Consider the following 11,026-nt stretch of genomic DNA (forward strand, 5'->3'; position numbering starts at 1 on the left):
TCTACAAGAACAAGTTACAGTACTTGTACTTTATTAGTGTATAAAAACAAGGACAGTGTAAAATTTAATGGAACTGTGGCAATTGTTTCGGCAGCCACGGCTACAAGCGTTACTGTAACTGTACCTGCAGGTGCCGCTACCGGCACCAGCTGATAGGCCGCGGGCTTTGCCGAACCTAGATGCAGCCACCCGTCGGCCAACCATGGCGATAGCAAGTCAAGCAGTTGCTGCTCATCCAGCCGAGACAAGTCGGTGCCGTCGGCCATAGCCCGCGCCGTGCAGCGCAAGCGCGCTTGGAGACCGTCATCGCCGGTCGCTTCGCTCAAGCAGAGTTGCGCGCCAACGCTGTCGCCCCGCGTTACCTGGGTAGCGCCGGGCGGGTTCTTGAACCAGCGACTGAGAGCAGGGAATTCAGGCGAGAACGGCATGGTTTGGCGGGGTTAAATCCAGGCCGTCAGCATAGCCACTTCCAGCGCCAACAAACAGCCGCTTGCGCGTCAGCGTTGCCGCGCCACACTCAGCTGCGTGCCCGCGTCCAGCTGCTGCGGCGCCATCAACACCAGGCTCAAGGCATTGGCCACGTCGATGCGGCTACCGACGGCAATCGGCACGTCCAGGCCTTTTGGAGCCGGCACACCGTCCACGTCGGTCGGGCAGTCGGACAGGGCGCGCAACAAAAAAAACCGCGGCACCGCGCCGCAGTTCGAAATGCCAGCGGCTGATTTTCCGCGCCAGGGCCGGGTCTTGCGGGGCCAGCACCACATCGTTGGCCTGCATGCCCTCATGATCGCGAAGTAGGCCGTCGCGGCGTCTGCGCCAAACTCGTACGCAGCTTGGGGCCATATTGGCGGCTGCGGTTGTCTTTCAACACCAACTGCTCGGCATCGGGAAAGCGTGCCACCTGCGGCTCAAGGATGTCGAGCAGGCGCTGGCGCAGCGCTCGCCTTGCCGGCAGGCTGGGCACCAGGATGGACCGGTTGATTTTTTGCGCCTCGGCCGGCGCGCCGGGGCTGCGTGCGGCGGGGACGACCAAGCAATGCTTGGCGATGAGTTCGTCGCCGGGCAAGCGCAAATCGGTTTGCAGCGTGCGCGCCGTTAGATTCGCCCGCAATGGGTGGGTCGCCGCGGTGACTAGGCGCGCGAAACCATGGCTACAATACTCCCCGTCAGGAGAGAGTTCCCCAAACAGGGAGCCGCCGAAGGCGCAGTGGCACTGGGGAACCCACGCTGCGAACGCTCAGGCAAAAGGACTGATAAAACGCCCGTTCACAAAACGTCGGGCGTCCTCACTGGAGAGAGACGGGTCTTTGAGCCCGTCCACTGAAGGGGCAAGCTGCAGGCGATACGCCGGCGGCCAATCTCTCAAGTAAAGCGGACAGCGAGGGCATCCCCCCCTACTCCTTGATAGGAGTAGGTCAGTTGACTGCCCTCGAAGGATTCCGTCCATGTCCAGCTCCAGTTCCGGTTCCAACTCCGACACAGCCCCCCTACTGAAGACGCCGCTGCACGCGCTGCACATTGAACTGGGCGCCAAGATGGTGCCGTTCGGCGGCTACGACATGCCCGTCCAGTACGCTACGGGTGTGATGGCCGAGCACAAACACACGCGCGCCGCGGCCGGCTTGTTCGACGTCTCGCACATGGGCCAGGTCTTGCTCAAGGGTGACGGTGCCAGCGCCGCGCTGGAGACCATCGTCCCGGTCGACGTGATCGATCTGGGCCTGTTCAAACAGCGCTACGCCTTGTTCACCAATGAGGCCGGCGGCATCTTGGATGACTTGATGATCGCGCGCCGCCCGGACGACCTGTTTGTCGTCGTCAATGCCGGCTGCAAGCTGCAGGACATCGCCCATATGCAGGCGAAGATTGGCGCGCTTTCGGAACACAAGTGCCAGGTCTTGCCGCTGCCGGACCAAGCCTTGCTGGCGCTGCAAGGCCCGCAAGCGGTGGCCGCCTTGTCGCGCCTGAATCCTGAGGTTGCCAAGCTGACCTTCATGACCGGCGGCTTCTTCAAGCTGGACGGCATTGAAACCTTCCTGACCCGCTCCGGCTATACCGGCGAAGACGGTTTCGAGATCTCGGTCGCCGGCGATCAAGCCGAGGCGCTGGCCCGCAAGCTCTTGGCCCAGCCGGAGGTCAAGCCGATCGGCCTGGGCGCGCGCGACTCGCTGCGCCTGGAAGCCGGCCTGTGCCTGTATGGCCATGACATCAACACCGAAACCACGCCGGTCGAAGCCTCGCTGACCTGGGCGATTCAAAAGGTGCGCCGCGCCGGTGGTGCGCGCGCTGGCGGCTATCCGGGCGCGGCCGTTGTCGACGCCCAGCTCGCCGGTGGAGCCGCTCGCAAACGCGTCGGCTTGGTCAGCTCGGAGCGCATGCCGGTGCGTGAAGGCGCCAAATTGGTCAATGCTGATGGCTTAGAGGTCGGCGTCGTCACCAGCGGCACGCTGGGCCCCACGGTGGCTAAGCCAGTCGCCCTGGCCTATCTGCGCAAAGACTATGCGGCTGTGGGAGTCGAGGTGTTCGCCATCGTGCGCGGCAAGCGCACGCCGATGACGGTCAGCAGCACTCCGTTCACACCTAACGGTTATTTCCGCGGTTAATTTTTCTTCCCTTTCCCTTCGAAACCTGGAGCAAGACATGAGCAAAACTTTGTACACGCATGACCACGAATGGGTCCAGATCGAAGCCGACGGCGTCGTCACCGTGGGCATCACCGTGCACGCGCAAGACGCGCTGGGCGACGTGGTGTTTGTGGACCTGCCCTCGGTCGGCAGCAGCTTTGCGGCCAAGGAAGTGGCCGGTGTGGTTGAGTCCGTCAAGGCAGCGGCCGACGTCTATATGCCGGTGGGTGGCGAAATCACCGAAGTCAACGAAGCGCTGCGCGACGACCCGTCGCTGGCCAATAGCGACCCGCTGAAGGCCGGCTGGTTCTTCAAGGTCAAGCTCAGCAATACTGCCGAGTTGGACGGCCTGATGGACAGCGCCGCCTACGACGAGTTGGTCAAGAACAGCTGATTGATTGCTGCCCGAAGATTTAAATGATTTGAGTCGGGTCGCACCACGAGTGCGGCCCCGCTTGCAAGGATTTGCGATGTTGATGTCTGCTAACAAACCGCTGGCCGCGCTGGAAAACGCCGCCGAGTTCCATGCCCGCCACATTGGCCCCGATGCAGCCGACGAAGCCGGCATGTTGTCGGTGATCGGCGCCGCCTCACGCCGTGCGCTGATCGATGCGGTGGTGCCCGCCAGTATCAAGCGCAGCCATGCGATGGTGCTGCCGGCGGCTGCCTCCGAAGCCCAGGCATTGGCCGAGCTGAAGGCACTGGCTGAGCAGAACAAGGTTTTGAAGAGCTATATCGGCCAGGGCTACTACGACACCCTGACGCCCGGCGTCATCCTGCGCAACATCCTTGAGAACCCCGCCTGGTACACCGCCTACACGCCCTACCAGGCCGAAATTTCGCAGGGCCGCATGGAGGCCTTGGTCAACTTCCAGACCATGGTCACCGACCTGACCGGCATGGCCATTGCCAACGCCTCGATGCTGGACGAAGCGACCGCCGCCGCCGAGGCGATGACCTTGGCGCTGCGCGTGGGCAAGAGCAAGTCGCAAGTCTTCTATGTCGCCGACGACGTGCTGCCGCAAACACTGGAAGTGGTGCAGACCCGCGCCAAGCCACTGGGACTTGAGGTGCGCGTTTGCAGCGGCGACGAAGCGCTGGCGCACGACAGCTTCGCCGTGCTGCTTCAGTACCCCGGCGTCAACGGCGTGCTGCGCGACTACCGGGACTGGATTGCCAAGTACAAGGCCCGGGGCGGCATCGTCATCATGGCCGCCGACCTGCTGGCGCTGACCCTGATCAAGTCGCCCGCCGAACAAGGCGCCGACATTGCCGTGGGCAACACCCAGCGCTTCGGCATGCCGATGGGCAACGGCGGCCCGCACGCCGCCTATATGGCCTGCAAGGACGAGTACAAGCGCAGCCTGCCCGGCCGCTTGGTGGGCGTCAGCATCGACGTGCATGGCGCGCCGGCCTATCGCCTGGCGCTGCAGACCCGCGAGCAGCATATCCGGCGCGAAAAAGCCACCTCGAATATCTGTACCGCCCAGGTGCTGCCGGCCGTGGTCGCCAGCATGTACGCGGTCTATCACGGCCCGGTCGGCCTGAAGCGCATCGCCCAGCGCGTGGCCAGCTTCACGGCAGTGTTGGCGCAGAGCCTGCAAGGCCTGGGCTGGACGCTGGCCAATGCGACCGCCTTTGACACGCTCACCATCAACACCGGCGGCAAGACCGACGGCATCCTGGCGGCGGCAGTCGCGGCCGGCATGAACCTGCGCCGGGCTGCGGTCGACGCGGTCAGCATCTCGCTGGACGAGACCACCACCCGAGCCGACTTGCAGGCTTTGTTGGCGGTGTTCTCGGCCGGCAAGGCGGTGGCGGACTTCAGCGCGTTCGAAAAAGGCGTGGCCAGCTTGATCCCGGCCGAGCTGCTGCGCGCCAGCGCCTATCTGACTCACCCGGTCTTCAACCGCTACCACTCCGAGACCGAAATGCTGCGTTACCTGCGCGGCCTGTCGGACAAGGACTTGGCGCTGGACCGCACGATGATTCCGCTCGGTTCTTGCACGATGAAGCTGAACGCGACCGCCGAGATGATCCCGATCACCTGGCCAGCGTTCGCCAATATTCACCCGTTCGCGCCACACGATCAGTTAAAGGGTTATGCGCTGCTGAACGAACAATTGACCGCCTGGTTATGCCAAGCCACCGGTTACGCCGGCATCTCCTTGCAGCCGAACGCCGGCTCGCAAGGTGAGTACGCCGGCCTCTTGGCGATCAAGGCCTTCCACGAGGCGCGTGGCGAGGGCCAACGCAAGATCTGCCTGATCCCCGAGTCGGCGCACGGCACCAACCCGGCCTCGGCGCAGATGACCGGTATGAGCGTGGTCGTGACCAAGTGCGACAAGGATGGCAATATTGATCTGGCCGACCTGAAGGCCAAGTGCGAGTTGCACAGCGAATCGCTAGCCGCCATCATGATCACCTACCCCTCCACCTACGGCGTCTTCGACACCCATGTGAAGGAGATTTGCGCGTTGGTGAAGAGCCATGGTGGTCGCGTCTATGTCGACGGCGCCAATATGAACGCCTTGGTCGGCGTGGCCGCACCCGGCGAGTTCGGCGGCGACGTGTCGCACTTGAACCTGCACAAAACTTTTTGCATTCCGCATGGCGGCGGCGGACCCGGCGTGGGCCCGGTTTGCGTGGTGGCCGATTTGGTGCCCTATCTGCCGACACACCGTTCGGGCGGTTATGTCAGTGAGACCGCAATTGGCGCGGTTTCCGCAGCGCCCTTAGGCAACGCGGCCGTCTTGCCGATCAGCTGGATGTATTGCCGCATGATGGGCGCCGACGGCTTAGCAGCAGCCACCGAGGTCGCCATCGTGTCGGCCAACTACGTGGCGGCGCGCCTGGCCGGAGCCTATGACATTCACTTCAGCAGCAATATCGCCGGCCTCAAGGGCGGCGGCGTCGCGCATGAGTGCATTCTGGACATCCGACCGCTCAAGGATGCGACCGGCGTCGGTGCCGAAGATGTGGCCAAGCGCCTGATCGACTATGGCTTCCACGCGCCAACCTTGTCCTTCCCCGTGGCGGGCACCTTGATGGTAGAGCCGACCGAGAGCGAGTCCAAGTTCGAGCTGGACCGTTTTTGCGATGCGATGCTTTCTATTCGCGCCGAGATCGCCAAGGTGGCCGACGGCACTTGGCCGCGCGAAGACAACCCACTGGTGAATGCGCCGCACACCGCCGAGGCCTTGCTGAAGACCGAATGGCCGCACAGCTACAGCCGCGAAGAGGCCGCCTATCCGGTTGCCACGCTGCGGCGCCAGAAATACTGGGTGCCGGTGGGCCGGGTCGACAACGTCTGGGGCGACCGCAATCTGTCCTGCTCCTGCCCCCCGATGAGCGACTACGCGGCCTGATCGGTCCCTAGTCACTCGAACCGACTGCGCGCAGCACTGCCGCGCCGTCGGTTTTTTTTCGCACACACACATTTGTTGGAGTCCGCATGGCCGTCTCAGTTTTCGACTTGTTCAAGATTGGCATCGGGCCCTCCAGCTCGCACACCGTCGGCCCGATGCGCGCCGCACGCTTGTTTGCGCTGCGCTTGCGCCATGAGGGCTTGCTGGACAAAACCAGCCGTGTGGTCTCGCAGATGTATGGCTCGTTGGGCGCCACCGGCAAGGGCCACGGCACCGACAAAGCGGTGCTGCTGGGTCTGGCCGGCCATGAGCCGGACAGCGTGGATGTCGAGCAAGTGGCAATTTACCTGGACGGCATACGCAACGGCAGCTTGAGCCTGCTGGGCGAACACCCGATCGCCTTCAACGAGGCCAAGGACCTGGTGTTCTTCCGCCGCCAAAGCCTGCCCTTTCATGCCAACGGCATGCGCTTCACGGCCTACGATGCGGACGATTTGGAAATTCAAGAGCGCACCTATTACTCGGTCGGCGGCGGCTTTATCGTCAGCGACGAAGTGGCGGCCGACGGCAGCAAACAAAAGGTGATTGCCCCCGATTCGCAGGTACTGCCCTACCCCTTCCACAGCGGTGACGATTTGCTGGTGATCTGCAAGGAACACGGCATCAGCATTGCCGAAATCATGCGCCGCAACGAGCGCCATTGGCGCAGCGACGACGAAACCCGCGCCGGCTTGTTGAAAATCTGGCAGACCATGCAGGACTGCGTGGTGCGCGGCTGCAAGACCGAGGGCGTGCTGCCGGGCGGCTTCAAGGTCAAGCGCCGCGCCGCGCAGTTGCATCGCGATTTAACGGTCAACCCCGAAGCGGCCTTGCGTGACCCCTTGATAGTGATGGACTGGGTCAACCTGTACGCGCTGGCCGTCAACGAAGAAAACGCCGCCGGCGGCCGCGTCGTGACCGCGCCGACCAATGGCGCGGCCGGCATCGTGCCCGCCGTGCTGCATTACTACACGCGCTTCTATCACGGCGCGAATGAGAACGGCGTGATCGACTTCTTGCTAACGGCCGCGGCCATCGGCATCTTGTACAAGGAAAACGCCTCGATCTCGGGCGCCGAGGTCGGCTGCCAGGGTGAGGTCGGCGTGGCCTGCTCGATGGCGGCCGGCGCGCTCTGCCAGGTGATGGGCGGCACGCCGGAGCAGGTCGAGAACGCCGCCGAGATCGGCATGGAGCACCATCTGGGCCTGACCTGCGACCCAGTCGGCGGCCTGGTACAGATCCCCTGCATCGAGCGCAATGCAATCGCGTCCGTCAAGGCCATCAACGCCGCCCGCATGGCCTTGCGCGGCGACGGCACCCATTTCGTCAGCCTCGACAAGGTCATCAAAACCATGCGCGACACCGGCGCCGACATGATGACCAAGTACAAGGAAACCGCGCGCGGCGGGCTGGCGGTGAATATTGTGGAGTGCTGAAGTCGAGGCGGCCGAGGCGACCCTGACCCTAGCCGCCCCGCCCTCCTCAATCATCCCCACCCGGCGCCAGCGTCATGCCCGCCACGGACGCTGAGTGGCTGGCCTCGGCCTTCAGCTTCGGCTTGCGCTCCCGCACCAAATACGAGTACAGCACCGGCACCACGATCAGGGTCAGCAGCGTCGAGGTGATCACGCCGCCGATGATGGCGCGGCCCATCGGTGCCTGAATTTCACCGCCCTGGTTGAAGGCCAGCGCCATCGGCAACATACCGAACACCATCGCCGCCGTCGTCATGATGATGGGCCGCATGCGCACCAAGCCGGCTTGCAACAGCGCCTCAGGGATGGTCGCCCCGCCCTTGCGGGCCTGGTTGGCAAAGTCGATCAGCAAAATCGCGTTCTTGCTGACCAAGCCCATCAACATCACCAAACCGATCATCGAAAAGACATTCAGCGTCGAGCCTGTGATCAGCAGGGCCAGCATCACGCCGATCAAGGCCAAGGGCAAGGAAGCCATGATGGCAATCGGCTGCACAAAGCTGCCGAACTGGCTGGCCAACACGATGTAGATGAAGATAACGGCCAGACCCATCGCCGCCAGCAAGCCCTTGAAGGCCTCGGCCTGCTGCTTGCCGGCGCCGTCGACATTGAAGCTGACGCCGGGCGGCAACTCCAGGGTCTTGATCATCTTCTGCACATCGGCATTGACATCGCCGGACGGGCGGCCCTCGGTGCCGGCAAACACCGCCTCGCGGCGTTGCAGGTTCTGGCGGCGAATCACCTCGGGGTTGAAGACCGGCTCAATCGTGGCGACCTGGTCCAGCGAGATCGGCGAGCCGTCCTTGGCAAAGGCGACCGGCAGCTTGAGCATCTGATCAATCCGCTGACGCTGCTCAATGGGCAGGCGCAAGAGCACCTCGACCTGATTGCCGTCCGGCGTGGTCCAGTAGGTCGCCACATCGCCGTTCACATAGGCGCGCAGCGAGGCGGCCAGTTGCGGCGCGGTCAGGCCCAGCTCACGGATGGCCGACTCCTTCAGCTTGACGGCATAGGCCGGCAGGCCGGGCTTGACGGTGGTTTCCACATCGACCGCGCCGGGCACTTTTTTGATCCGAGCCACCAGGTCATTGGCGACCTCGGTCAGCACGTTCGGGTCGGTGCCCAGGATGGGATCCAGATCGAGCGGTCGCCGCCGACGCTGGCGTCCACACCGGGCAGCTTGGCGATGTCGGCGCGGAAGGCGTCCTCCAACTCCTTCTGGCTGCGTTTGCGGTCCTTTTTGTCGACCAAGGCAATGCTCAGGGTGGCCTGGTTGCGGCCGGTCGTCATGCCCTCGCCGGTACCGCCGACGCTGGTCGAGACGGTCTTGATTTCCTTGTACTGGGACAGGATTTCTTCGATCTGCGCGACCTTGATATTGCTGCGCTCCAGGCTGGAGGCGACCGGCATGCGCAGATTGACCTGGATGAAGCTGTCATCGGTCTTGGGCGCGAACTCGCTGCCGACCAAGGGCGTGAGCCCCAAGGCCACCACAAAGCTGGCCAGACCGGTGGCCATCACCAGGCCGCGCGGCGTGATGGTGGCAAAGCGCAGGCGGCGCGGCTGTGCGGCATCACGCAGGCCGTCGGCGCTGAACGGGCGACCAAAGGCTGGCAGCGGCGGCATCAACATCCGGTAACGCCGGCCCGAGAAGGCCCAGCGTATGGCGCGCTCGTAGGCGATGTGCAACAGGTCCATGCCGCGGTCGGTGGCGCGGATCAGATGGCCGATCACCGGCACGCGCTTCAAATAGGTGCTCGGTGGGTCCTTCCAGATCGAGCTGAGCATCGGATCCAAGGTGAAGCTAACGAACAAGCTCACCAGCACCGCGACCGCCACGGTGATGCCAAAGGGATAGAAGAACTTGCCGATGATGCCGCCCATGAAGGCGATCGGCACAAACACCGCGCAGATCGCGAAGGTGGTGGCCATCACGGCCAGGCCGATCTCGTTGGTGCCGTCGAAGGCGGCGGTGCGGTGGTCCTTGCCCATGGCTACATGGCGGACGATGTTCTCGCGCACGACGATGGCATCATCGATCAGCAGGCCTATGCACAGGCTCAGCGCCATCATGGTCATGAAGTTCAGCGTGAAGCCCAGAGCGTGCACGGCGATGAAGCTGGAGATCACCGCGATCGGCAGCGTCAGGCCGGTGATGATGGTGGAACGCCAGCTGTGCAGGAACAAGAATACGATCGCCACCGTCAGCAAGGCGCCCTCGACCAGGGTGTGCTTGAGCCCTTCGAGCGAGTTCTTGACGTTGTCGCTGGACGCATAGATCAGGTTCAGCTCGACGTCCTTGGGCAGGCTCTTGCGCAGCTCTTCCATCGCTTCCTTGACGCCATCGCCGGTGGTCACGATATTGGAGTCTTGCTGCTTGAAGATGCTGAACGTGACCGCTTGAGCGCCATTGATGCGGGCCAGGCTGTCGGGCTCACGCTCACGCTCGACCAGGGTACCCAGGTCGCCCAGGGTCAGCACCAGATTGCCGCGCCGCGCGACGACGATATTGGCGAACTGCTTGGGGTCCTTGACCCGACCCTCGACGCGCAGGATCGCGTCCGCCGTCTGGTCCGAGATCAGGCCAACCGGCTGGTCGCTATTGGCCTCGCGCAGTGCGGTCGAAATCTCCGCCGGCGTCACGCCGTAAGCGCGCAGACGCAAGGGGTCCAGATCGATGCGCACCTCACGCAGCACCATGCCGCTGACGTCGACCCGCGCCACGCCGTCGACCCGGCCCAGACGCTTGGCGATGATCAGCTCGCTCATCATCGACAGCTCACGCGCCGGCCGCGTCTTGCTCATCAAGGCCGCCAGCACGATCGGCTGGTTGTCCTCGATCTGCGCGCGCGCCACGGTCGGCGTCTTGACGTCCTTGGGGAAGGCGGCCTGAGCGGCGGCGACGCGGTCACGCACCTCCTGCATTGCTTTACCCATATCCGTATTGAGGCCGAACTCGACCTGCGCCTGCACACGCCCCTCAAAGCTGCGCGACATCACCTTCTCGACGCCGGCAATCGTGTTCAGCGCTTCTTCCAGCGGCTTGGCCACTTCGCGCTCGACCGCCTCGGGCGAGGCGCCCGGATAGCGCACGTCCACCGAGGCGACGGGAATGGAAATATCGGGCATGTTCTCCACGCCCAGCTTGCTGTACGAAAAGATACCCAGCACGCACAGCGCCACCATCACCATGGTCGCGAAGACCGGGTTTTGAATCGAAACTTTGGTCATCCACATGGTCTGATCCTCAGTTCGACGCGGCCGGGGCGGTGTTGGCGGTGTTGGCGGTGTTGGCGGCTTCGGCCACCTTGGTTTTGCTCACCACGACGGTCGCTTTGGCACCTTCACGCAGATTGTCAAAGCGGGCCGCCAGCACTTGCGCATTCGGCGCCAAACCCTGCAGCACCTCGACCCTGCCCTTGCGCGCATCGCTGCGGCCGGTGGTGACGATGCGACGCAGCAAGGCGCCGTTCTCGATCAGCCAGACCCCGTCTTGACCCGCATTGCTGGTCACGGCGGC

At 63.8% G+C, this 11,026-nt stretch carries 8 protein-coding genes, 1 pseudogene and 2 riboswitches; of the genes and pseudogenes, 4 read left to right on the forward strand and 5 right to left on the reverse strand.

All coding sequences use genetic code 11. From position 1 onward, the window contains the following. Window positions 1-497: 497 nt before the first annotated feature. Both RMO57_RS06980 and RMO57_RS06985 read right to left on the reverse strand, forming a co-directional pair. Window positions 498-764, reverse strand: coding sequence for a hypothetical protein (locus RMO57_RS06980; protein ID WP_310385349.1), 267 nt, complete (start codon window positions 762-764; stop codon window positions 498-500). Window positions 765-781: 17 nt separating this feature from the next. After that, window positions 782-1,111 carry a hypothetical protein gene (locus tag RMO57_RS06985; protein WP_310385350.1) on the reverse strand — a complete coding sequence of 110 codons (330 nt, stop codon included), beginning with the start codon at window positions 1,109-1,111 and terminating at the stop codon, window positions 782-784. Window positions 1,112-1,157: 46 nt separating this feature from the next. After that, window positions 1,158-1,263: riboswitch (glycine riboswitch) on the forward strand. Between the two features lie 16 nt (window positions 1,264-1,279). Beyond that, a riboswitch (glycine riboswitch) is annotated at window positions 1,280-1,389 on the forward strand. A 56-nt stretch (window positions 1,390-1,445) separates the two neighbouring features. On the opposite strand from RMO57_RS06985, the gene gcvT reads away from it, so the two are divergent. The 4 genes from gcvT to RMO57_RS07005 all read left to right on the forward strand — a co-directional run bounded on the left by gcvT (window position 1,446) and on the right by RMO57_RS07005 (window position 7,467). Continuing rightward, window positions 1,446-2,603, forward strand: a complete 1,158-nt coding sequence (gcvT, locus tag RMO57_RS06990) for a glycine cleavage system aminomethyltransferase GcvT (protein ID WP_310385351.1) — start codon at window positions 1,446-1,448, stop codon at window positions 2,601-2,603. 37 nt (window positions 2,604-2,640) lie between these two features. Next, window positions 2,641-3,018 carry a glycine cleavage system protein GcvH gene (gene gcvH, locus RMO57_RS06995; protein WP_310385352.1) on the forward strand — a complete coding sequence of 126 codons (378 nt, stop codon included), beginning with the start codon at window positions 2,641-2,643 and terminating at the stop codon, window positions 3,016-3,018. Window positions 3,019-3,094: 76 nt separating this feature from the next. Next, window positions 3,095-5,992 carry an aminomethyl-transferring glycine dehydrogenase gene (gene gcvP, locus RMO57_RS07000; protein ID WP_310385353.1) on the forward strand — a complete coding sequence of 966 codons (2,898 nt, stop codon included), beginning with the start codon at window positions 3,095-3,097 and terminating at the stop codon, window positions 5,990-5,992. A gap of 86 nt (window positions 5,993-6,078) precedes the next feature. Continuing rightward, window positions 6,079-7,467: an L-serine ammonia-lyase gene (locus RMO57_RS07005; RefSeq protein WP_310385354.1), complete on the forward strand. Its 1,389-nt coding sequence runs from the start codon at window positions 6,079-6,081 to the stop codon at window positions 7,465-7,467. 46 nt (window positions 7,468-7,513) lie between these two features. Here the strand turns inward: RMO57_RS07005 and RMO57_RS07010 are convergent, their stop codons facing one another. The 3 genes and pseudogenes from RMO57_RS07010 to RMO57_RS07020 form a co-directional block, all read right to left on the reverse strand. Next, complete coding sequence (locus tag RMO57_RS07010) at window positions 7,514-8,614, reverse strand: efflux RND transporter permease subunit (protein WP_310385355.1); 1,101 nt, start codon at window positions 8,612-8,614, stop codon at window positions 7,514-7,516. Next, window positions 8,608-10,743, reverse strand: a complete 2,136-nt coding sequence (locus tag RMO57_RS07015) for an efflux RND transporter permease subunit (RefSeq protein ID WP_310385356.1) — start codon at window positions 10,741-10,743, stop codon at window positions 8,608-8,610. Before RMO57_RS07015 ends, RMO57_RS07010 begins: the two co-directional genes overlap by 7 nt. 10 nt (window positions 10,744-10,753) lie before the next feature. Further along, window positions 10,754-11,026, reverse strand: a pseudogene (locus tag RMO57_RS07020) (efflux RND transporter periplasmic adaptor subunit); the annotation flags it as partial.

The organism is Roseateles sp., from assembly GCF_031397715.1.
Classification (GTDB): domain Bacteria; phylum Pseudomonadota; class Gammaproteobacteria; order Burkholderiales; family Burkholderiaceae_C; genus Paucibacter_A.

Excerpts from the sequence above, each read along its gene's own strand:
- RMO57_RS06980 (WP_310385349.1), bottom strand. The coding sequence starts at position 764 with ATGTGGTGCTGGCCCCGCAAGACCCGGCCCTGGCGCGGAAAATCAGCC.
- gcvT (WP_310385351.1), top strand. The coding sequence starts at position 1,446 with ATGTCCAGCTCCAGTTCCGGTTCCAACTCCGACACAGCCCCCCTACTG.
- gcvH (WP_310385352.1), top strand. The coding sequence starts at position 2,641 with ATGAGCAAAACTTTGTACACGCATGACCACGAATGGGTCCAGATCGAA.
- gcvP (WP_310385353.1), top strand. The coding sequence starts at position 3,095 with ATGTTGATGTCTGCTAACAAACCGCTGGCCGCGCTGGAAAACGCCGCC.
- RMO57_RS07005 (WP_310385354.1), top strand. The coding sequence starts at position 6,079 with ATGGCCGTCTCAGTTTTCGACTTGTTCAAGATTGGCATCGGGCCCTCC.
- RMO57_RS07015 (WP_310385356.1), bottom strand. The coding sequence starts at position 10,743 with ATGTGGATGACCAAAGTTTCGATTCAAAACCCGGTCTTCGCGACCATG.